Source organism: Glycomyces sp. NPDC049804, assembly GCF_040674615.1.
Lineage (GTDB): Bacteria > Actinomycetota > Actinomycetes > Mycobacteriales > Micromonosporaceae > Glycomyces > Glycomyces niveus.
The window spans coordinates 428,699-451,404 of the sequence record NZ_JBFAMQ010000004.1 but is presented as its reverse complement, the minus strand read 5'-3'; the positions used below and the strand labels follow the sequence as shown (position 1 = coordinate 451,404).

General features: G+C 70.4%; 17 protein-coding genes and 1 tRNA gene. 13 read left to right on the top strand and 5 right to left on the bottom strand.

Translation table 11 applies throughout. The features are described 5' to 3' along the window. Positions 1-123 precede the first annotated feature (123 nt). On the bottom strand, positions 124-741 hold the full coding sequence (locus AB0K52_RS09025; protein WP_208494374.1) for a response regulator: 618 nt from the start codon (positions 739-741) through the stop codon (positions 124-126). Positions 742-984: 243 nt separating this feature from the next. Here AB0K52_RS09025 and AB0K52_RS09020 point away from each other — a divergent pair. Then, positions 985-1,058 (top strand) — tRNA-Leu (locus AB0K52_RS09020). A 320-nt stretch (positions 1,059-1,378) separates the two neighbouring features. On the opposite strand, the gene AB0K52_RS09015 is transcribed toward AB0K52_RS09020, so the two are convergent. Beyond that, positions 1,379-2,401: an aldo/keto reductase gene (locus AB0K52_RS09015; RefSeq protein WP_363528349.1), complete on the bottom strand. Its 1,023-nt coding sequence runs from the start codon at positions 2,399-2,401 to the stop codon at positions 1,379-1,381. Between the two features lie 88 nt (positions 2,402-2,489). Here AB0K52_RS09015 and AB0K52_RS09010 point away from each other — a divergent pair, with 88 nt between their 5' ends. The 4 genes from AB0K52_RS09010 to AB0K52_RS08995 all read left to right on the top strand — a co-directional run bounded on the left by AB0K52_RS09010 (position 2,490) and on the right by AB0K52_RS08995 (position 6,868). Continuing rightward, positions 2,490-3,062 carry a helix-turn-helix domain-containing protein gene (locus AB0K52_RS09010; protein WP_363528347.1) on the top strand — a complete coding sequence of 191 codons (573 nt, stop codon included), beginning with the start codon at positions 2,490-2,492 and terminating at the stop codon, positions 3,060-3,062. A gap of 78 nt (positions 3,063-3,140) precedes the next feature. Beyond that, the gene (locus AB0K52_RS09005; RefSeq protein WP_363528344.1) at positions 3,141-3,671 is read left to right on the top strand and encodes an alpha/beta hydrolase-fold protein; all 531 of its coding nucleotides are present in this window, start codon (positions 3,141-3,143) and stop codon (positions 3,669-3,671) included. 268 nt (positions 3,672-3,939) lie between these two features. Next, complete coding sequence (locus AB0K52_RS09000; RefSeq protein WP_363528341.1) at positions 3,940-5,781, top strand: hypothetical protein; 1,842 nt, start codon at positions 3,940-3,942, stop codon at positions 5,779-5,781. A 349-nt stretch (positions 5,782-6,130) separates the two neighbouring features. Then, entirely contained in the window at positions 6,131-6,868 is a 738-nt protein-coding gene (locus AB0K52_RS08995) for a class I SAM-dependent methyltransferase (RefSeq protein ID WP_363528339.1), read from the top strand. A gap of 151 nt (positions 6,869-7,019) precedes the next feature. Here AB0K52_RS08995 and AB0K52_RS08990 read toward each other — a convergent pair whose 3' ends face one another. Continuing rightward, complete coding sequence (locus AB0K52_RS08990) at positions 7,020-7,862, bottom strand: hypothetical protein (RefSeq protein ID WP_363528336.1); 843 nt, start codon at positions 7,860-7,862, stop codon at positions 7,020-7,022. Positions 7,863-8,058: 196 nt separating this feature from the next. After that, complete coding sequence (locus AB0K52_RS08985; RefSeq protein ID WP_363528333.1) at positions 8,059-10,860, bottom strand: LuxR C-terminal-related transcriptional regulator; 2,802 nt, start codon at positions 10,858-10,860, stop codon at positions 8,059-8,061. A gap of 85 nt (positions 10,861-10,945) precedes the next feature. Between AB0K52_RS08985 and AB0K52_RS08980 the strand changes: the two genes are divergently transcribed. The 5 genes from AB0K52_RS08980 (at position 10,946) to AB0K52_RS08960 (ending at position 15,451) form a co-directional block, all read left to right on the top strand. After that, on the top strand, positions 10,946-11,920 hold the full coding sequence (locus AB0K52_RS08980; RefSeq protein WP_363528330.1) for an ABC transporter ATP-binding protein: 975 nt from the start codon (positions 10,946-10,948) through the stop codon (positions 11,918-11,920). Further along, entirely contained in the window at positions 11,917-12,696 is a 780-nt protein-coding gene (locus AB0K52_RS08975) for an ABC transporter permease (protein ID WP_363528327.1), read from the top strand. Before AB0K52_RS08980 ends, AB0K52_RS08975 begins: the two co-directional genes overlap by 4 nt. Next, entirely contained in the window at positions 12,693-13,484 is a 792-nt protein-coding gene (locus AB0K52_RS08970; RefSeq protein WP_363528324.1) for an ABC transporter permease, read from the top strand. Before AB0K52_RS08975 ends, AB0K52_RS08970 begins: the two co-directional genes overlap by 4 nt. Before the next feature lie 295 nt (positions 13,485-13,779). Then, positions 13,780-14,691, top strand: coding sequence for a peptidase inhibitor family I36 protein (locus AB0K52_RS08965; RefSeq protein ID WP_363528321.1), 912 nt, complete (start codon positions 13,780-13,782; stop codon positions 14,689-14,691). A 178-nt stretch (positions 14,692-14,869) separates the two neighbouring features. Then, the gene (locus AB0K52_RS08960; protein WP_363528318.1) at positions 14,870-15,451 is read left to right on the top strand and encodes a redoxin domain-containing protein; all 582 of its coding nucleotides are present in this window, start codon (positions 14,870-14,872) and stop codon (positions 15,449-15,451) included. 3 nt (positions 15,452-15,454) lie between these two features. Here the strand turns inward: AB0K52_RS08960 and AB0K52_RS08955 are convergent, their stop codons facing one another. Continuing rightward, complete coding sequence (locus AB0K52_RS08955; protein ID WP_363528315.1) at positions 15,455-16,231, bottom strand: cytochrome c biogenesis CcdA family protein; 777 nt, start codon at positions 16,229-16,231, stop codon at positions 15,455-15,457. Positions 16,232-16,429: 198 nt separating this feature from the next. Here AB0K52_RS08955 and AB0K52_RS08950 point away from each other — a divergent pair, with 198 nt between their 5' ends. The 3 genes from AB0K52_RS08950 to AB0K52_RS08940 all read left to right on the top strand — a co-directional run bounded on the left by AB0K52_RS08950 (position 16,430) and on the right by AB0K52_RS08940 (position 22,690). Then, positions 16,430-18,436, top strand: coding sequence for a right-handed parallel beta-helix repeat-containing protein (locus AB0K52_RS08950; RefSeq protein ID WP_363528312.1), 2,007 nt, complete (start codon positions 16,430-16,432; stop codon positions 18,434-18,436). 50 nt (positions 18,437-18,486) lie between these two features. Next, positions 18,487-19,734: a low temperature requirement protein A gene (locus AB0K52_RS08945; RefSeq protein WP_363528309.1), complete on the top strand. Its 1,248-nt coding sequence runs from the start codon at positions 18,487-18,489 to the stop codon at positions 19,732-19,734. Between the two features lie 112 nt (positions 19,735-19,846). Continuing rightward, positions 19,847-22,690, top strand: coding sequence for a glycoside hydrolase N-terminal domain-containing protein (locus tag AB0K52_RS08940; RefSeq protein WP_363528306.1), 2,844 nt, complete (start codon positions 19,847-19,849; stop codon positions 22,688-22,690). Positions 22,691-22,706 lie beyond the last annotated feature (16 nt).

Genomic DNA, 22,706 nt, shown 5'->3' with positions numbered 1-22,706 from the left:
TTCCTGGGCCCCTGCGGCTTCCGGTCCGCCCGGATCTCGAAATCCATCGCAATCCCTTGTAGATCAAGGTGTTGCAACGACTCCTAGAACCCAAGGGGTGACGCGGGCCTTCTTGCTCGGGGCCTATTCGGCGTCCTGGGCTTCCTTCTGTTCGGCTTCGGCGATGACGCGCTCGGCGACGGCGCGCATGGACAGGCGGTGGTCCATGGCGGCGCGCTGGATCCAGCGGAACGCGTCGGGTTCGGCCATGCCGTACTGGGTCATGAGGAGGCCCTTGGCGCGGTCGACGAGCTTGCGGACCTCGAGGCGTTCGGTGAGGTTGGCGACCTCTTTCTCGAGGGCGGTCATCTCGGCGAAGCGGGTGAGGGAGAGCTCGATCGCGGGGACGAGGTCGGATTTCTGGAAGGGTTTGACGAGGTAGGCCATGGCCCCGGCGGACTGGGCGCGGCTGATGAGGTCGCGCTGGCTGAAGGCGGTGAGGATCACTACGGGGGCGATGCGGGCGGAGACGATCTTCTCCGCGGCCTGGAGGCCGTCCATGATCGGCATCTGGATGTCGCAGATGACCAGGTCGGGCTGGTGTTCCTGGGCGAGGCGCACGGCGGCTTCGCCGTCGGCGGCCTCGGCCACGACCTCGTAGCCCTCCTCGGTGAGCATCTCGGCCAGGTCGAGGCGAATGAGCCCCTCGTCTTCGGCGATGAGCACGCGCTTGCGCGGCTCCTCGGCGGCCTTGCTCGTCATGCGGGTCCGTACCTTTCATGCGACGAATGGTCGTGGGGCGTGCGTCGTTCCGGGCACACCAGGACGCTAGCTTAGCCGCCGCGCCTCGGGGGCGCACGTTCCTATGCCGAGCGTTTCGGACGTTGGAACCGAAACGTGAGCGGCGCAACGCCCTACGGGCGCTGCGCGGCGGGGGCCGGTGGCCGTCGGCGTTCGGCGCACCGGGTATCATTTGCGGCGGCTCCGGCATCACACCGGCGCCCCGGCCCGGTATTCCAACTGGCAGAGAAGACGGATTCAAAACCCGTACAGTGTGGGTTCGAATCCCACCCGGGCTACATCACTAACCCGCACAGCATCTGATGCTTGTGCGGGTTTTTCGTCCTCTTGGGCTTTCGGCGATTTCCAGAGCGCTGCGGCGGCGCTTGGAGGCGCGAGACGGGTGCTTGCAGCGCAGCTCGCGGCGTCGAGACTCGTCGCCCACTGCTACCCGGAACGCCCGCGGGAGGCGTTGGAGTTGGCCGACGGGTAGGCGGTCAGTGTCGATGTTCCTGATCGGATACGAATCGAGGACGCGGGCATCGGGCTGCCTGCCAGCGCCTGTTCTGTCGATTCGAGTCGGGACCACTCCTTCGCCGATCCCATCGACACCCGCGGGTCAGCCGGCCCGCCGGCGCAATGCGGAGTCCGTGAGCCAGGGGAGGGGCATCGGCGACTGCGGGTCGTAGACGTCGGTGCCCGGCGGGACGATGGCGTCCAGGCGGTCGAGGACGGCGTCGTCGAGCACCAGGTCGACGTGCTGCAAGGTCGCGTGGAGCTGCTCAAGGGTGCGCACGCCGGTGATCACCGAGGTCACCGCGCGATGGGCGAGCGGGAACGCGGTGGCGAGCGCGGGCAGCGGGCGGTCGAGGTCGTCGGCGACCAGGGCCAGCTGCTCGGCGACGGCGAGCTTCCGGGCGACCTGCGGGTTCTCGGGGTCGAACCAGGCCGGGCGCACCCTGGCGCGGGCCGAGTCCGCCGCTCCGGTGCGGTGGCGGCCGGTGAGGAACCCGAACCCCAAGGGGCTCCACGTGAGCACGCCCATGCCCCACCGTTCGGCCACGGGGAGGACGTCGCGTTCGATCCCGCGCGCGAGGAGGCTGTACGGCGGCTGCTCGGTGCGGAACCGCATCAGTCCGCGGGACTCGGCGACCCGGTGGCTCTCGACGAGCTCATGGGCGGGGAACGACGAGCATCCGAAAGCCCGGATCTTCCCTTCGCGCACCAGATCGGTGAGCACGCCGAGCGTCTCCTCCAGGTCGGTGCTCCAATCAGGGCGGTGGACCTGGTAAAGGTCGATCCAGTCCGTTCCCAGCCGCCGCAGGCTCGCGTCCACGGCGTTCAGCAGGTGGCGGCGGGAGTTGCCGCTCTTGTTCAGCCCTTCCTCGAGACCGAAGTGGCCCTTGGTCGCCAGGATCACCGCGTCCCGGCGGCCGCGCAGCGCCTCGCCCACGATGCGCTCGGACTCCCCGGTGCTGTACATGTCGGCGGTGTCGACGAAGTTGATCCCCGCGTCCAGCGCGGTATGGACGATGCTGACGCACTCCTCGCGGTCGCTGTTGCCGACGCTGCCGAACATCATGGTGCCCAAGGCGTACCGCGACACGGTCATGCCCGTGCGCCCGAGCGGTGCGTACTGCATCGATGGCCTCCATCGGGAGTGGTTCCGGATCGCGCCAGCATATGCCCGCAAGCAGATTTGCGCAAATCTGCTTGCTAGACTGGGTCGCATGAGAGACGGTGAGCCCGGCGACGTGCGGCAGATCGACGATGTGCAGGCGCTGGCCTGCCTCGCCCATCCCGACCGGTCCCGCCTCCTCGACGCGCTGACCGTCCACGGGTCTTCGACCACTACGGAACTGGCGCAGGCACTCGGCCTGGCCACCGGCAGCGTCTCCCACCATCTCAAGGTCATGGTCGACGCGGGCCTGGTCGAACCCGCTGCGGCCGAAGGCGACCGCCGGAAGCGCCGCTGGCGGCTGGTGACCCGCGGGCTGCGGTGGCGGCCCGGCACCGACACGGGACGCCCGGCCGCCGAGACCGCCGCGACCGCGGCCGATCTGGTGCTGCTGCAACGCGACACTGAACGGGCCCGGCAGTTCCTCGCCTCTGCCGACCAGCCGTGGAGCGACGCCGCGTTCGCGGCGCATGTCTGGCTGCGGCTCGACCCGGCCGAACTCGAGGAGTTCGGCCGGGAACTGGAGGACCTCCTGCTGCGCTGGCGCCGGCGCGACATCCCCGATGACGGGACCGAGCGGACCGCAGTGCTCGCCTTCGCCCGCGCGTTCCCCGCCGAACCCTGATCCGCCCTGCCGCAACGCAGTCCTCTACAAGGCGGCGGGCGGCATGCCCGCCCCGTCGGCGTCGACTTCCCGACCGAGATGACGACGCGCATCGCCCCGACCACCGAGGACCAGTACAACCTGAGCGCGGACCCCGGCCAGCGCGCGCCGGCCGGCCTGTCCATGGGCTCGGGGCACACCCTCAGCACACTGTGGGCGCACCCCGGCGAGTTCGCCTACATCGGAGCGATGTCGGCCTTCGGGAGCCCGCCCGCGGGCGCCGACGTCGACGCCGTCAACGCCGGCACCGAGCTGATCCGGGTGTACTCCGGCGACCGCCAGGACTTCACCTACGTTCCCGCGCTCAACCTGATCGCGGCGATGGAGAACCGCGGCATCGAGCACGAGTTCGCCCCCATCGTCGCCGGCCCGCACGGCTGGGATGTCTGGCAGCAGTCGCTGATCGACTTCCTGCCGCGCCTGTTCACCAGTTGGCGATGCCGCCCGGGGCCGGCTGGGGCCGGTCCCGGACGGTCGCCATCAAGGAAGTCACCGTCATCTGGGGCCGCGAAAACAGCATTGCCCCGAGCCGCCTCAGCTCAGATCTGCACGCTACCGAGCGATCACTGATCGTAGTATTTCAGATTTTTCCGGATTCGGTTGTTGCCGTGGCGATCTCAAGCGTGTGGTAGTGGGTCGCGCGCATGGACAGCCATCCCGGCCGTCCACGCTCGGCCCGCGAGGAGTCGAAATGCGAACACGGAGAACCGCGGGTACGCTCGCGGCGGCGATCATCGCCGCAAGCGCGATGGCGTCGCCAACTGCGCAGGCGAACCCCCTGAATGCAGCCGCAGACACGGCACCACCGGAAACATTCGAGACAGCGGGCGGCACGGTCGTGCTGCCCACCGGCGACCGAGTGACGGTCCTGCCGAACGGCAACGCCTCGATCGAGCCCGCCGAAGGGCGCGAGGACATCGGGTTCGTCACCCCGCAGGCGTTCGACGGCTCGGACGAGCTCATCGCCGTGCCGTTCGACATGGTCGACGACATCGAGGCGGGCCTTGAGGATCCGCGGCGCTACAACGTGACACGGTTGCTGGGCGCGGGCCAGACCGATGCGGGCGCCGCACCGGCGTCGGCATTGGATGATCGGGCCTACACGGGACTGCTGCCGGACCCGACCGGCGAGAGCGGGACGGTCGCGGACGAGGCCCAGAAATTCAGCGTCATCCTCCGCGACCGCACTGGGGGCGTGCCCGACGACTCCTGGGCGATGTGGGCCACGCGCGACGGCAGCGACTTCGGGGGCTTCGCGATCGACGCCGACGGCGTCGGCAGTGAGGCGTTCATGCCGGGCGACTACATCATCGTCACCCAGTTCCGGCGGGCCCCGACCGACACCGAACGCGGTGAGCTCGTGCTCGGCATCACCCCGGTGACCGTCGGAGACGGTCAAGGGCAGCTGCTCGTCGACGCGACGACGGCGCAGCCGGTCAGCGCCGAAGTGGAGCGCGACGACGCCGTGTACGTCGGCGCGCCGATCTCCTACGGCGCCCTGTCCCGAAAGGACGAGTCCTTCGGCCTCGCCGCCTCAGCGGTCGCCGAAGCCGGATCCGACATCTACCTGATGCCCGAGCCCGATCTGCCGGAGTTCGAACTCAGCCTCATGTACCAGCCGACGTTTCTCAGCCCCGAGGGCAGCGCCGACCCGTACACCTACAACCTCGCGCTCGGCGAACTCGACGGGTTCCCGGCCGACACCGAGTACGCGTTCACCGATGACGAACTGGCGCAGGTGGAGACGCACCTTCACGACCTCGGTGCGGCGGTGAGGGGTCATACCTGCGACTACGGCGACTTCGTGGAACGCCAGACCGGCATCGGCCTCTGCCGACGCGTCCCGGTCGCATTCCCCTCCACCCACACCATGCTGTACACGGCCGAACCGGGGATCTCCTGGGAGCATTCCGCCAAGGGCGGCATCTACGCTGAGGGCACCCAGCGGATCGTGGACGGTTTCGTAGACGATCGGACGGGGGTGGTCTATGAGCCCGGCCGAACCGAGCGCACCGTCGTCAAGGGCCCGTTCTCCGCAGGCGCCCCTGTGGTGGCCCGCAGTGCCGATGAGGCGGGAGGCCACCTGATCGGCGGGTTGCTCTACCCAGGTTTCAGCGTCGGCGGGGAGTCGCTGGCGCAGGTCGGCTTCGACGGCACCATGTCGCTCAGCCGCGATGGCAGACTCGTGTCCGAGACCGAAGGCGTCCAACGATTCGTGATGGACATGCCGGCCGAGCCGGGACGCTACACGCTTGCGGCCGAATCGGTCTTCTCCGGTACCACCAGTGTCTTCGCTGCGGCGTCTTCGCAGTCGTGGAGCTTTGACGTCGGCGAGATGCCCGAGGAGGGCTACGAGTACCTCGACCTGCCGGTCGTCTCTCTCGGCATCGAAGGGGCCGAAGGCGGCTGGGTCGACGGCGACGAGCCGGTCGAGGTCACGCTGCAGGCCATGGCGGGCGCGCCCTATGCGCCGGTGGAGGTCGAGTCGATGACGTTCGAGGTCTCGTACGATGACGGCAGGACCTGGCGGAACGTGGCGATCGAGCGGGACGGCGGGACCGCCGCCGGCGTGCTGTGCCCGCCGCGGCGGGCCGAGTTCGTGTCGGTGCGCATGACCGCGGTCGACACCGCGGGCACCGAGGTCGCCCACACCACGATCCGCTCCTTCGGACTGGCGTAGCGGAACGACGGAGGCCCCCTGCCGGAACCGCAGGGGGCCTTCACACTGTTCGCAACAGGCCCCCGCCAACGACAGCGGCCTGTTCGGTTGATGAAGCGCTGGAAGGGCTCCGCGGCTCCCGCCAACGCTGCCGGTAGCCAGGTGAAAGACGCCCGTCATCGCGCTCCTGGCGCCTTGGCTCCACAAGAACGTCACAGGATGCAGATTCCTCGCGATCTTCATCGCGGCGAGCGTTCTCACCGTCTCCTCAGACTCGGCGATACAGCTGCTGACCACCGCCTGAGTCGACGCCGGCACGCGAGGGAGTAAATCGGTCGACATCAGGTCATAGGTGTACGACTCTGACTGGATGACTTCAAGTGAGATCTGGGACGCCGAGACGGCCCGCAGCTACGACACCCCGGGCGAGGGCATGTTCGCCCCGGAAGTCCTCGGCCCGGCCGTGACCCGGTTGGCGGACCTTGCCGGCGGTGGGCGCGCGCTGGAGTTCGCGATTGGGACCGGCCGGGTGGCGGTGCCGCTGTCCGAGCGCGGGGTGCCAGTGGCAGGAATCGAGTTGTCCCCGGCGATGATCGAGGAGCTCCGGTCCAAAGTCGACGCCTCCGTGATCCCGGTCGTGCAGGGCGACATGGCGACCGCGCGGGCCGACGGGGAGTTCTCATTGGTGTACGTGGTCTACAACTCGATCTCGAACCTGGTCACGCAGGACGAGCAGGTCGAATGCTTCCGCAACGCCGCAGCACACCTCGGTCCCGGCGGTCGATTCGTGGTCGAGCTGGGAGTGCCGGGGATCGCGCGCACGTCGCCGGGCACGAGTGCGGCGGTGTTCGCCGCGAAGCCCGGCTACCTGGGGGTCGACGTCTACGACGAACTGAGCCAGCGCCTCGTCTCGCACCACTTCAGATTCGACGAGAGCCGCCAGGCGCGGCTCGGGCGGAGCTCACAGCGGTACGTCTGGCCGTCCGAACTCGACCTCATGGCGCGTCTGGCCGGCTTCGACCTCGAATCGCGGCACGCCGACTGGGAGGGCGCCGAATTCATCGCCGAGTCCCGCTCGCACGTCTCGGCGTACCGACTCCCGAGTTGAGGTCTCGAAGCCCCTTGCGGATCTGATCGGCCCCGACCGGTTCGTCCTCGCCTACGCTACCGAGACGATCCTGATATGACCCGGGCCAGGTCACTCCCCTGCCGACTTCACCGCGCCGGGCACGCTCGGCCAGGACGCGGCGCGATCGAACTCAGGTGCTTTCTGAGAGCAGGGTCCGGACGTCGCCCTCCAGGTGACCCAAAGCGACGGAGAAGCTGTAGTCCGGATCCGCCCCCGGCTGGTATGCAAAAGCCGACGTAGTGGCGATCACGAACCGGCCCGTGAAGCTCACGCTGTTCGTGTAGAAGTCGCCGTCGAGCTCGATGAGGCTGGCGTGCGCGAGCTGCCAGGTCAAGTCCACAGCCGCATCGATTTCTTGATCCATCGCCGTCGCGGCCTCGGCTGCCTGCTCCGTGGTCGCGAACTCCCAAACCCACAGGACGCCTTCCGCGTCGACCGTGACGCCTTCGACGGCGGCCTGCGCGCCGAAGCGGCAACCCCAATGTTCCAGAGTCCCCTCAACGAATGAGAAGCCCAGCATGCCAGCGCATCCGTCAAATGAGGCGGCCCCACGGTAGATGAGGAGACCGTCCTGACCGCCTTCGTTGACGTTCGTAGCGGTGATCTCCTGTCCTGGTTCGAGATGCCCCCACAGGTCCTCGGCGTCGAATGTCGCCACTTCCGAGAGTGTCGCCTCAGGCGAGGGCGTCGCAGACGTGGTTGCGGCGGGCGGCGTGCTGTCCTCGGTGCCGCTAGCTCCGCTTCCCAATTCCGCAGGTGGCAAGCTCGCGACTTGGATGATGGTGACGACCACTGCCACCACTCCGGCGAGCGACCCGATGACGGTGGCCCAGAAGGTGATGCTGCGGGGATTGTCCGGTCGCGGCGCAGAGGCGTCGATGTGGTCGGCTACACGGGTGTCCGTGTCGCCATCTGCTTCAGGGGGCGTCGATGCTTCGTTTGCAGCGATCAGCTCGGGGTCGTCTGTGGTCATGGCGGTTCCCGGTGTTGCCTGGCAGGGCATGCTCTACCTTGAGGGTGGTGCCATCCGGATGTGAGGTGCCCGCGTTGATGAACCCACGTACGCAACAAGAATCATAGCGAATGCCGGGGCCGCATGCGGTCGCGCTTGAGGGGCGGAGTCCGGCCGGATGGTAGACGTTCGCGCTGATATGAAGTGAACCGTCGGGTCAGCGGCGGAGGTAGCGGGCCACCGCTTCGGTGCGGCTGGCGGTGCCGGTCTTGGCGAGGATGCGCGACATGTGGACCTCGACGGTGCGCTGCGAGATGTTGAGCGCCGTGGCGATCTGACGGTTCGTCCGGCCGCTCGCGGCGGACTCGAGGACTTCGGTCTCCCTGGCGGTCAAGCGCTGGCAGGGGTTCTCGACGTGGGGCCGGATCGCGGTCAGGTGCGCTTGGGCCTGTTCGCTTCGCCATCCGGGCCAGTGCCGCAGGAGTGCGGCGGCCCGTTCGGCGTGGTCGATCGCCGCGCGGATGTCACCGAGCTGTCGGTAGGCCTGCGACGCAAGGCTGTGGGCCGTGCTGCGGCGCGTCGGCGGCAGCGGGAAATTTGTCGTGTCGTCCAGGGCGCGGCGGTCGTCGTGGGCACCGACTTTGCGAGCACCGTCGTCGAGCGCATCGTGGTTGAGTGCACCGCTGTTGAGTGCACCGCTGTTGAGTGCACCGTCGAGCAGTGCGACGACGCCGTTCCAGTCGCCGTTCGCCGCCCGGATCGACATCCACATCAGAGCGGCGGGCGGGCTGCTGCCGGGGCCGGGGACGGTGCCGAGGCTGCGGGCCAGGAATCGCTGCACCGCATCGGCGTCGATGCCGCTTTCGACCGCGAGGAGGGCGACTTCGAGTACGCGCGGGGTGCGGCGGCGGTGGAGGTCGGGCGGGACGGCGTCGCGATAGGCGCGCATGGCGGTCTGGACGTCGGACCGGTCGCCGAAGCGGGCGGCGACCGCCGTCGCCAGCCAGTGCGCGTAGGTGATGACCCAGGCCTGGTCCATGCCGGGGATGAGCGCGAAGGCTTCACGGCGGTAGTGCACGGCGGCGGCGCGGTCGTCGCGTTCGACGGCGAGGAGCCCGGATTTCGCGGCGAGGACCGCGCGTTCGTGCGGATCGGGTTCGTCGGCGGCCCGGGTGCTGAGCAGGTTCCAGGCGCGGTCGAGGTCACCGCTTTCGATGGCGAAGTCGGCGGCGACGCGGTAAATCTTCCCGCCCCAGGCCGCCATGCCGAGATCGCCGACGGCCCGCACGCCCGCTTCGAAGCACTGCCAGGCCTGCGGCCCGGGCAGGCGCGGCATCTCGATCACGAGGAGGTTGTTGACGGCGCGGCAGAGCCAGCGCAGGTCGCCGTCGGCTTCGGCCTCCCGCCAGACCTGACGCAGGGCGTCGGCGGCGCTGTCGGGGTCGCCGAGGCGGTGCACGGCCATCGCGCGGCTGATCGCGGCCGAGCGGCGTTCGGCGGTGAGGCCGTGGTGCGCGAGGAGCGGATCGGCTTCGTCGCAGAGCCCCGGGATGGGGCCGAAGTCCTCGTTTCTGACCAGGGCCATGGCGCGGGCGACGAGGCAGCGGGCGTGTTCGGCGCTGCCGGGCGCGGCGAGGGCGTCGGCCCGGTCGAGGCAGTCCCACTGGTGTGCGATGCGCCCTTGATGCCAGGCGATCTCGGCGAGGCGGAGTCGGGCGGCGCAGCGGACGGCGTTGTCGGAGGCGATCGTGGTCAGGCGTTCCAGGTGCGCTTGGGCGCTGTCGAAGTCGCCGTTGACGAGGGCGGCCTGTCCGGCGGTGTCGAGCAGGTCCGGGTGGTCGGGGGCTGAGCGGAGCGCGGACTCGGCGGTTTCCTGGGCCGATTCGGTGAGCCAGTTGGCGAGTTGCCGTCGCGCGGTGCGGCCGGCCGCGCCGACGGCTTCGTCGATGGCACCGATCGCCAAGGCGTGCATGGCGATCGATGCGTCATCGCCGCGTGCCCGGGCCGACTCGAGCGCGGCGAGGTGGAGCGCCTCGGCCTCGTGGGGCAGGGCGGTGGCGGCGAAGGCCTCGCGGATGAGGGCGTGCGGGAAGCGCACGGTCGCGTGGTCGTGGCACAGGACGCCGGCCGCGACGAGTCTCGGCAGGTGCCGTCTGAAGGGGGCCCCGAGGAGGTCGGTCGCGGTGCCGGTCGCGATTCGTTCGCCGAGCAGGGCGAGGTCCCGGGCGACCTGCCAGACGTCCTGGTCCTCCCCCGCGAGCCGGGCGCGGACGAGCGCGCCGAGGTGGCCGGGGAGCGGGGTGTCGGCCTTCGCGCCGGAGACGGCCAGTTCGGTCACCCAGAACGGGTTGCCGCCGGTGCGCCGGTGGATCGTTCGCGCGGCGGCGCGGGAGATCGGACCGCCGGTGGCGGCGCTGACGAGCGTGAGGGTTTCGGCGCTGGTGAAGGGCCGCAAGGGCAGTCGCGCGCCGATGCTGGAGAGGCGGGCGAGGGTGCGGGCGGCCGCCCGCGGGTGGCGTGCCTCGCCGGGGTCGCGACTGCATGCCAGGAGCATGACGGGCAGGTCCCAGGCGGCGGCGAGTTCGGACCACAGGGCCAGGCTCTCCAGGTCGAGCCAGTGCAGGTCGTCGACGGCGAGCAGGGCCGGCCCGGGGCCGATGATCCGGCGCAGGGCTTGCACCGCGCCGCGCAGGAGCGCGCCGTCGGGCAGCGGTATCGGCGATGCGAGCGGTTCCTGCCGCAGCACCCGCCACAGCCGCTCGTCGACCCCTTCCGGGCGGTCGACCGCAGCGGTGGCGGCGGCGAACCAGTCGTGGGGTGCGGCGCCTTCGGCCCTCGCGGTGCCGACCAGGAGCCTTGGCGGGTCGATCATGCGGACCGCCTCGCGGAGCATGCTGGTCTTGCCGAGGCCCGCCTCGCCGGTGAGCACGGCCGCGACGGGGCCGCCGCCGGTGGCGAGGCGGTCCCATGCGGCGGCGATCCGCGGCAACTCGTCGCCGCGCGCGATGAACGGGGGCATGCGCCAAGGCTAGCCAGGGCCGCGCCGGCGCACGTACGTGAAAGCACGTATGGCGCGGGACGGCGGGGCCCGGGAGGCTGTGCCCATGACCATGACCGGCATTGACCCGCCCGCCGTCGAAGTCCAGGGCCTCACCCGGGTCTTCAACGGCGGCAAAGGGAAGCCCGACCATCGCGCGCTCGACGCGTTCGACCTCAGCGTCAGCGCCGGGGAGGTCCACGGCCTGCTCGGGCCGAACGGCGCGGGCAAGACGACGCTGTGCAAGATCCTCTCGACCGTGCTCCTGCCGACCGGCGGCACCGCCCGCGTCCACGGCCTCGACGTCGTCGCCGACGCCGCACGGGTCCGTCCGCTCCTCGGCATCGTCTTCGGCGGCGAACGGGGCCTGTACACGCGCATGAGCGCGGCCCAGAACCTGAGGTTCTGGGCCGCGCTCTACGGACTCGGGCGCCGTGAAGGCCGCCGACGCGCCGACGCGCTGCTCGAGCGGGTCGGGCTCGGGGACCGGTCCGGGCAGCGGGTCGAGACCTTCTCCCGCGGCATGAAGCAGCGCCTGCACCTCGCGCGAGGGCTCATCGGCGACCCGCGCCTGCTCGTCTTGGACGAGCCGACCGTCGGCATGGACCCGGTCGCCGCGCACGAGTTCCGGGACCTGGTGGAGGAGCTCCGGGCCGAAGGCAGGGCGGTCCTGCTGACCACGCACGACATGGCCGAGGCCGAGGCGCTGTGCGACCGGGTGTCGTTCATCGACGGGGGCCGGCTGCTGCGCTGCGAGGACCCGCGCATGCTCGGCGAGCTCTTGTCACGGCATGAGCGCGTGCACGCCAAAGGGGTCGCCGAGGCGTTGGCGCGGCGGATCGCCGCGCTGCCGGGCGTGGAAAGGGTCAAGCAGACCGGGCCGGGCGAGGTCCTGGTCGAGACCGACCGGGACGGTGCGGCGCTGCCGGTCCTGCGGACCCTGGTGGAAGCCGGAGTCACCGACGTCTCGACCGCCCCGCCGACCCTTGAAGAGGTCTACCTGCATCTCATCGGCGACCGCGGCATGGCGGTGCGGTCGTGACCGCCGCCTTCCCCGCGTTCTGGGCCGCCGCCGGGCTCGAAGCCGGAGAGTTCCGCCGCGATCCCGGCAACCTCCTGACGCTGGCGACCGCGCCCTTCTTCGCCGTGATCCTCCTTTCGGTGACCCAGCACAGCGGACGCGCCGACCTGGCCCCGTTCGCCCTGCTGGCGCCGGCGGTCATGACCTCGGTGGGCATGGCCGTCATGCAGGCCGGCGAGTCGATCTTCCGCGACCGCTCGGCCGGCGTCCTCGAAGCGCTCCTGACCACTCCCGCCCCGCTCGCCGCGGTCCTCCTCGGCCGCATCGCCACCATCACCGCGGTCAGCCTCCTGGGCATCGCCGAATGCTGGCTCGTCGGTGCGCTGGGCTTCGGCGTGGTCGTCGCCGTCGCGCACCCCCTCGCATTCGCGGTCACCCTCGCGGCCACCGCGATCGGCATCGCCGCGACCGGGGTCCTCATGGCCTCGATCTTCGTCGTCGGCCGCAATGTGCGCAGCTTCCAGAACTCGGTGACGTTCCCGCTGTACCTGCTCGGCGGTGCGATGGTCCCCGTCGCGATGCTGCCGTCCGGTGTGGAGGCACTGGCGCGGGTCTTCTTCCTCTCCTGGGCGACCGACCTGCTGCGCGACAGCCTCGCCCCCGCGCCGGTCGAGGACTTCGGCTGGCGCGTGGCGGCAGTGCTGGGCCTGGGCACCGCCACGGCCGCGCTCGGCTTCTGGATCATGCACCGCCTGGTGCGGCGCATCCGCCTCAATGGAACGGTGGGATTCGCGTGAGCGCCATTGCCGTACTGCGCCAGACCATGTGGTCCGGGTGGACCGACCTGCGCACGGTCTACACCCCGACCACCTGGGCCTTCGGATGGATGGTCAGAGTCCTGTGCCAGGTCGTCTTCTACACGACGCTCGGCACGCTGCTGGGCGACGCCGAGCGCACCCGCTACCTCCTGGTGGGCGCGGCCGTCTTCATCGCCGTCAACGAGACCATGATGGCCTCGGCCTCCACCACGTGGGAGCGCATGAGCGGCACGCTCTCGCTCCTCGCGGCCGCCCCTTCGGGCATGGTCCTCGTCCTCGGCGCCCGGAGCTGGTTCTGGGTCCCGTCGGGAACCCTCTCCGCCTCGATCGCGTTCCTGGCCCTCGCCCCGGCCTTCGACCTCGCCCTCGGTTTCGGGCAGGCGTGCGCGGCCGTCGCACTGATCTTCGCGACCGCGCTGACGAACTACGCGGTCGGACTGGCGTGCGGCACCCTGTCGCTCCGCTTCCACAAGGCCCGCAACGTCTTCTCCAACATCACCCTGCTCTTCATGACCGCCTTCGGAGGTGTGATGGTGCCGGCCTCGTACTGGCCGGCGGGCCTGCGGCACCTCATGGAGGCCTTCCCCGCCGTACACGGCCTCGAAGCGATCCGCCTCATGCTCGACGAGGACGCCCCCGCCGCAGTGCTCGCCGAAGCGGGCCTCGCCTGCGCCACGGCGGCGGGCTGGCTGATGCTGGCGGGGCTGTCACTGTGGTGGTTCCAGGCGAACGCCCGGCGAACCGGGTCGATCGACTTCGGCGACTGAACGGTCCCGGACGGGCGCCGGCACGGGCACTCGCTCAGTCGAGCACTTCACCACCTGCGGGTTCGCCGCACCGCGCACCGCGGCTCGACGCGTGCCGCGACACCGATCCGACACGAAGAATTCCTTCATAGATTGCTTGACTCGTGGAGATTCCTGTCACATCCTAGATGGAACCGGTCAGCCGAGGGCTGGATCCCCGAGCGTCACCGATGCTTCTTCGAGCCACCGGTCGGCGTTCCACCCACGATCAGAAGCGCCCGACCTCCTTCCCACCCCCCTTCCACAAGGAGCAGTCATGAGTTGGATCAAATCGAAGCGGCACGCCCTGCTCGCGATCTTCGCGGCGGCCGTGATGGGCGTCGCGACGGCAGTCGCCGCGGCCGCGCCCGCGCAGGCCGCCACCGCCCGCAACGGCGTGTGCGAGTCCGGAGAGTTCTGCCTCTACTACAACAGCGACACCTCCGGCTCGGTGAGCGACTTCGCCGGCTCGATCAGCGACTACGGCTCGAGCTCGGGCTGCTACAAGTTCATCAGCGCGGGCGCGGGACAAGGGCAGTGCGTGAAGAACAACGCCGCCTCGGCCTGGAACCGGACCGGCCGGTACGTCACGGTGTTCTACAACAGCGGCTACAGCGGCCCGATCGACAACTTCAGCCCCGGCGCCGACGCGAACCTCCGCGCCTACCTGAAGAACGAGAACGCCGCCCACCTCATCGGCGTCAGCGGCGACGCCACCGACAACCTCGAATACGCCGTCTACCACTCGTCATCGGCGAACATCACCGCCTACTTCGACGGCTACACCACCACGTCCGGACGCCACGAGGGCGTCGACATCGCCCACACCGTCGGCGCCTCGGTGTACGCGCCGGTCTCCGGCACCGTGGTCCGCATGACCGAGGGCGCCCGGGGCTCCGGCGGCCTCTCCACCCTCGCCGTCTACAACTCGAGCCTCGACAAGACCCTCGTCTACCTGCACCTGGACCCGACCGTCGGCGTCGGCGCCACCATCTCCGTGGGTGAGCGGATCGGCGTCGAGGACTGGCGCGGCGTCAGCTCCTCCGGCGGCGCCCACACGCACATCGAGATGCGCAACGGCCGCCAGACCGCCGCGGCCCCGAGCGTCGGCGACCCCACGCTGAGCAATCCGAACCCGACCGGTTTCTGGACCGCCAGGGGCTACAACATCTGCTGCCAGTTCGGCTAGACCCGTTCTGACGCAGGCGAAAGCCGCGGAGAGCCAACCCCTCCGCGGCTTTCGCCGTGCTCGCGGTCGAACGACGCGGCCCCCGGTCCCTGGCGATCCTTCACCGGATCGTAAGGATTCCCGCGCGCCCGGACGGGCAGGATGGAAGGACTGACACCCCGACGAATGGAGCACTGCGATGAAGCGCACCGTCCTCGCAGCGGCGGCCGCCGCGGCCGTCCTCGCCCTCGGCGCCTGCGGCTCGGAGGCGCCCGACGACCCCGCGGACGAGACCACCGCCTCCCCGGACGCGACCACCGCCGCGCCGGGCGAGCCGACAGGCGGCGCCGAACCGGATGCCGCGGTCCCGGAGCTGCTGGACTTCACCGCCACCGATGTCGACGGCAACGCCTTCGAGGGCGCGTCACTGGCCGGTTCGCCCGCGGTGCTGTGGTTCTGGCAGGACGACTGCCCGATCTGCCAGAGCCAGGGACCCGACGTGGCGGCGCTGATCGAGGACCACGGGGACCGGGTCGCCGTCGTCGGCATCGCCGGGACCGGCCTGTACCGCGCGAGCACCGACGAGCAGCGCCAGGCGTTCGTCGCGGACACGGGCACCGGCGGCGCGACGCACCTGCAGAGCCCCGACGGCGAACTGTGGACCCGTTTCGGCGTGACCTCCCAGAGCACCTATGTGCTTCTGGACTCCTCGGGCGAGATCGTCGACAGCGGCTCGTTCTCGGGCGACGAACTCGACGAGAAGGTCGCCGGACTCAGCTGACGCTCAGCCGCCGAACACCGACCGCACGACCTCCTCCAGGAAGCGCTGCACCGTCCGCGCCCCTTCGACCACCGGGTCGGAGGGGTCGCCGCCGGCCAGGACCCGCATGTCCCACCAGCCGTAGTACGCCACGTAGAGTCCGGCGACGAGCAGCAGTGCGCCGACGACCCGCGTCACCTTCGGGTACTGCCGCTTCATCCAGGTCACCATGCCTTGGCGCGCCAAGGCGATCGCGAGCGAGACCGCGCCGACCACCAGCGCCATGCCGAGCGCGTACGTCAGGAACACCAGGGTCCCGCCGAGCACCGAGGCCGAGCGGAACGTCTGCGCCATGACCGCCAGGAACGGGGCCACGGTGCACGACAGCGACGCGAGCGCGTACAGCAGCCCGAAGACGGTCATCGACCCGAAGGAGCGGCGCACCTCGCGGCCGCCGATGCGCGGCAGGAACGACGGCAGCTCTCGGCCGAGCAGGAGCCACACCCCCACTGCGGCGACCGCCGCGCCCACGCCCACGGTGATCCACGGCAGCACCGCCGCAAGGTTCACCGCGACGAATGAGACGACGAGTCCGAAGGCGCCGAAGACCACCACGAACCCGGTCGTCACCGCCAGCGAGAACAGGCCGGCCCGGGCCAGCGCCCGCCGCCTCGTGACCTCCTCCCCCGCTGCACCGCTGATGAGGAAGCCGGCGTACACCGGCAGCAGCGCGAAGCCGCACGGGTTGACGGCGGCGACCGCGCCGGCGATGAGCGCGAACGCGAGGGGGAGCTCGACCATGGAGAAATTGTCCCGCGCCCGCCGCCCGGACTCCGCGAATCTCCCTTACAGTCCGCTGAACTCTTGCAGGCGTGGCGTCGCTCTTCATCGGCCGCAACGGGTCAGGGCGTCCCCGCACCTGTCGGTGCTGTCGGCCTCGGGGTTGCGGCGCGGCGGTCGGTCGGCAAGCGCTGTAGGGCGGAGGCTAACGTTTGCTGCATGGAGCTTCACGTCGCCAAATCCGGGTCGGACACCGCCGCCGGCACCGCCGAACACCCCCTGCTCAGCATCGGCACGGCTGCGGCGCTGGCGAAGCCGGGGGACACCGTCGTCGTGCATGCGGGCGTGTACCGCGAGTGGGTGAACCCGCCGCGCGGCGGCACCGCCGACGCGCCGATCGTCTACCAGGCCGCACTGGACGCGGACGGCCGATACGAGCCGGTCACGATCTCCGGAGCGGAGGCGGTCACCGACTGGCGCCCCCACGGGGCGGACGTCTGGACGACGGAAGTGCCGAACACCCTGTTCGGGGAAGCCAACCCGTACACCGAACGCATCGGCGGCGACTGGTTCTTCGACCAGGTCAACACCTGGCACACCGGCGAGGTGTACCTCGACGGCAAGTCCATGTACGAGTCGCTGACCCTCGAGGGCGTCGAACGCCCCGAGGCCACCGCGGACTCCTTCGACCGCGCGGGCTCCCTGCTGACGTGGTACTGCGAGGCGGGCGAGGACGCCACGCGGATCTGGGCGAACTTCGGGGGCGCCGACCCGGCCGCGCACGAGATCGAGATCAACGCCCGAAAGTTCGTCTTCTGGCCCGCGGCAACGGGAATCGACTACATCACGGTGCGCGGTTTCACCCTGACCAAGGCCGCCACCCAGTGGGCGCCGCCCACCGCCCTCCAGGAGGGCCTGATCGGCCCGCACTGGTCCAAGGGCTGGGTGATCGAGGACAACACGATCACCGACTCGAAGAACGTCGGCGTCTCCCTGGGCAAGGAGGCCAGCACGGGGCAGAACGAGTGGCTGGCGGGGCCGAAGGGCGCCAAGGGCGGCACGCAGCGCGAACGCGAGGTGATCCAGCGGGCGCTCGCCCTGGGCGGCCCCGACGCCGGGGAACCGCACCCGTGGCACCGGGACCACGTCGGCTCGCACACCGTGCGCCGCAACACGATCCGGGACTGCGAGCAGGCCGGCGTCGTCGGACACCTCGGGGCGGCGTTCTCCCGCATCGAAGACAACCACATCTCCCGCATCCACGTGAAGCGGCAATGGCACGGCGCCGAGGTGGCCGGCATCAAGTTGCACGCCGCCATCGACACCGTGATCAGCGGCAACACCATCCACCACACGCACCGGGCCCTGTGGCTCGACTGGCAGGCCCAAGGCACCCTGGTGCGGCGCAACGTCTTCTACGCGTCCACGGCCGAGGACTTCATGGTCGAGGTCTGCCACGGCCCCTACCTCGTGGACTCGAACCTGTTCCTCTCGCCGTGGGCGGTCAAGGACATGTCCTCCGGCGGCGCCTACGTGCACAACTACATCGCGGGCCGCATCGCGAACTGCACCGAGCACCAGCGGTACACCCCGTACCACCTCCCCCACTCCACGGCCGTCTACGGCGTCTCGAACATCCTCGGCGGCGACAACCGGTTCTACAACAACCTCTTCGTCGGCGACGGCGAGCGCGCCGAACCGCAGGCGGCGCCGACGCTCGCGAGCTTCTGGAACGGCGCGATCGACATCGACGGCGTCCCCGGCCAGGCGACCTTCATACCCACCCCGGTGGGGACCTCGCAGTACGACGCCTACCCGGCGCCGCAGGAGTACCCGCACGAGGACGGCAGCGCGCTCGCTGGGCCGCGCCTCCCCGTATGGGCCGAGGGCAACCTGTACGCGGACGGCGCCGAGCCGTTCCGCGCGGAACCGGGGCCCTTGGTCGTGGACACGCCGCCCGTGCGCGTGGCGATGCACGACGCCGAGGCAGGGAGCGTCCGCGTCGAGGTGGCAGGGGGCGTCGATGCCGTCGCCCCGGTGACGACCGCGCGACTGGGGACGAGCCACCAGGCCGAGATGGGCTACACCAACCCCGACGGGTCCGATCTGGACCTGAGCGCGGACTTCTTCGGCGCCCCGCGGGACCAGGTCGTGCCCGGGCCGTTCGCGGCGTCGGTCCCCGGCGCCCGGATCCTCGCCGCGCCCGCTCCGGCCCGCCGGGGCTGACGCCGGATCTCCACGCCCGGTCCCGCCACAGCGGTGGGAAGATGGTGCGCATGTCGACTCCGCCTGAGACCAGGGACCACCGCATCCACCGGATGACCGGGCGGGACCCCGAAGAGCCGCACCGCACGGCGACTCCGCTCGAGCTGCTCTTCGACCTCACGCTCGTGGTGGCCTTCAGCCAGGCGGGATCGCAGGCGGCGCACCTGCTCGAACTCGGGCACTTCGGCGCGGCGATCGGCGCGTTCTCGTTCTCGGTGTTCGCGATCTGCTGGGCGTGGATCAACTACTCGTGGCTGGCGTCGGCGTTCGACAACGACGACGTGTTCTTCCGAGTCGCGACCATGGTCCAGATGCTCGGCGTGCTCATCCTCGCGCTCGGGCTGCCGCAGATGTTCCACTCGATCGACGAAGGCGTCCACGTCGACAACAGCGTCGTCGTCGCCGGATACGTGGTCATGCGGGTCGCGATGATCGCCCTGTGGCTCCGCATCGCGCGGCACGACGCCTCGCAGCGCCGCAACGCGCTCACCTACGCGCTGCTCATGGCGATCGCGCAGCTCGGCTGGATCACCCAGATCTTCGTGGACCCGCCGCTGGCCGTCACCGCCGGAGTCGTCGTCGTCCTCGCGGTCTTCGAGATGCTCATCCCGATCATCGCCGAGCTGCGGGGCGGGCGCAGCCCCTGGCACCCGCACCACATCGCCGAACGGTACGGACTGCTCGTCATCATCACGCTCGGCGAGGTCGTGCTCGGCACCATCCTCGCCGTCTCGGCGGTCGTCGAAGCGCAGGACTGGTCCGTCGAAGCGGTCCTCGTCGCCTTCGGCGGCACCGCGCTCGCGTTCGGGCTGTGGTGGGTGTACTTCACGATGCCGTCCGCCGAAGTGCTCGCGCGCCACCGCGAACGCGGATTCGTCTGGGGCTACGGGCATCTGGTGATCTTCGGTTCGCTCGCCGCCACCGGTGCCGGCCTCCACGTGGCCGCCACGGTCATCTCGCACGAGGCGCACATCAGCGCGACCGCCGCGATCCTGACGCTCTGCGTCCCCGTCGCGATCTTCCTGACCTCCCTCTTCACGCTGTACTCGCTCCTCATGCGGGAGCTCGACCCGTTCCACCTCCTGCTGTTCGTCGGCTCGGCGATCGCCCTCGCCGCCGCGGTCGCCGCGGTCGCGGCCGGCGCGACCGTGGGCGTCGGCATCGTGATCGCCGCCTGCTCGCCCCTGGTCGTGATCGTCGGCTTCGAGACGATCGGCCACCGCCACCAAGCCGCCGCGCTCGCCAAGACGCTGCGATGACGACGAGTCCGGGGCTCCCGCAGCAGGGAAGCGCTTCCTTGACGTCATACATCTGATGTATATAGACTTGCGTCAATATTAGGAGGTTGGGCCACCTACTCGGAGGAACGACATGGCAGAGCTGCCCCGGAGAAGCCTGATCAAGTTCGGAACGGGGGCGCTGGCCATGCCGTTGCAGTGGGCCGCCCCGCAGGCCGCGTCAGCGGCTCCCGCAGCAGTGCGGGAGGCCGGCGACATGGCACTGTGGTACGACGAGCCCGCCGGGACCGACTGGCTCCGCGCACTGCCCGTCGGCAACGGCCGGCTCGGCGCGATGGTCTTCGGGAACTACACCACCGAACGGCTGCAGCTCAACGAGGACACCCTCTGGGCGGGCGGCCCCCACGACTACAGCAACACGGCCGGAGCGGACGCCCTCCAGCAGATCCGCCAGCTCGTGTTCGCCAACCAATGGGGCCAGGCCCAGAACCTCATCAACCAGACCATGCTCGGCAAGCCGGCGGGACAGCTCGCCTACCAGCCGGTCGGCGACCTCAACCTGACCTTCCCGGGCGTCAGCGGCGCGTCGGGATACGAACGGTGGCTCGACCTCACCACCGCCGCGACGGGCGTCGCCTACACCGCGAACGGCGTCCGGTACCAGCGGGAGGCGATCGCCAGCTTCCCCGACCAGGTGATCGCCGTCCGCCTCACGGCCGGGACCGCGGGCCGCGTCTCCTTCACCGCCTCGTTCCGGACGCCGCAGCGCGCCACGGCCTCCAGTCCCGACAGCCGCACGATCGCGCTGGACGGCAGGTCCGGCGACCACCGCGGCATCCCCGGCTCGGTGCGGTTCCTCGCGCTCGCGAGGGCGGTGGCCCAGGGCGGGACCGTGTCCGGCTCCGGCGGCACCCTGCAGGTGTCCAATGCGGACAGTGTGACGCTCCTGATCTCGATCGGCACGAGCTACGTCGACTACCGGGACGTCAGCGGCGACTACCAGGGCATCGCGTGGGGCCGCATGAACGCCGCGACGGGCACCGCCTATGACACCCTCCGGTCCCGGCACACGGCCGACTACCAGGAGCTGTTCGGGCGCACCACGATCGACCTGGGCCGCACCGCCGCCGCCGACCTCCCCACCGACGACCGCATCGCCCGCCACAACTCGGCCAGCGACCCCCAGTTCTCGGCGCTGCTGTTCCAGTACGGCCGCTACCTCCTGATCTCGTCGTCGCGGCCCGGCAGCCAGCCCGCGAACCTGCAGGGCATCTGGAACGAGTCGATGACCCCCTCCTGGGAGTCCAAGTACACCCTCAACGCCAACCTCCCGATGAACTACTGGCCCGCCGACACGACCAACCTGCCCGAGTGCTTCGAGCCGGTGTTCGACATGATCGACGACCTCGCCGTCACCGGCGCCCGCACCGCCGAAGTCCAGTACGGGGCCGGAGGCTGGGTCGCCCACCACAACACCGACGGCTGGCGCGGGTCCTCAGTGGTCGACGACGCCCGCTGGGGCATGTGGCAGACCGGCGGCGCCTGGCTGGCGACCATGATCTGGGACCACTACCGGTTCACCGGCGACCGGGGCTTCCTCGAGGCGCACTACCCGGCGATGAAGGGCGCGGCGCAGTTCTTCCTGGAGACCCTGGTCGAGGAGCCGAACCTCCACTGGCTGGTGACCAATCCGTCGAACTCGCCGGAGATGCTGCACCACACCGACGCGACGGTCTGCGCCGGGCCCACGATGGACAACCAGATCCTGCGGGACCTGTTCAACGGCTGCGCCCGCGCCTCGGAGGCCCTCGGCGTCGACGCCGACTTCCGCGCGCAGGTCCTTGCCGCTCGCGACCGCCTCGCGCCCATGCGGGTCGGCTCGCGCGGCAACATCATGGAGTACCTGCACGACTGGATCGAGACCGACCCGCAGCACCGTCACATCTCCCACCTCTACGGCCTGCACCCGAGCAACCAGATCACCAAGCGCGGCACGCCGCAGCTCTACACGGCCGCCCGCCGGACCCTCGAGCTGCGCGGCGACGCGGGCACCGGCTGGTCGCTGGCGTGGAAGATCAACTACTGGGCGCGCATGGAGGAGGGCACCCGGGCCCACGACCTGGTCAGGCTGCTCGTGACGCCTGAACGGCTGGCCCCCAACATGTTCGACCTGCACCCGCCGTTCCAGATCGACGGCAACTTCGGGGCGACCTCCGGCATCGCCGAGATGCTGCTGCACAGCCACAACGGCGAACTGCACCTGCTGCCGGCGCTCCCGTCGGCCTGGCCCGGGGGCAGCTGCGCCGGGCTGCGGGGACGCGGCGGCTACACCGTCGGCGCGACCTGGAGCGGCGGCAACCTCAAGGAGGCCACCGTCGAGGCCGACCGCGACGGCACCGTCAAGATCAGGGCCCGCGCGTTCGCGGGCGACTTCGACCTCGTCGACGAGACCGCCGGCGCGCCCGTCACGCCGAGGAAGCCCGAGAGCGACCTCATCGAATTCGACGGCCGCGCCGGGCGCCGGTACCGGATCACCGCGCGCAGCACCGGACCGGTGCAGCCCGGGGTGTTCTACCGGCTGGTCGCGCAGCACTCCGGGAAGGCCGCCGACATCAACGGCGCCTCGACCGCGGCCGGGGCCGCGCTCATCCAATGGACCGCGGGCACCGGCGCCAACCAGCAGTTCGAGTTCATCGCCGCGGGCGGCTACTACAAGGTCCGCGCCCGCCACTCCGGGCTCGTCCTCCAAGTCGCCTCCAACGCCACCGGAGCCGACATCACGCAGCAGCCCGACTCCGGTGCGGCGAGCCAGCAGTGGACCCTCACCGACCACGGCGGCGGCACGATCGGACTCGTCAACCGCGCCTCCGGCCTCGCCATGGACGTCTGGGGCGCCTCGACCGAGAACGCCGCCCGCATCTCCCAGTGGAACGCCACGGGCGCCGCGAACCAGCGCTTCAACCTCCAGCGCGCCTGAACCGCTCGAAGGGCCG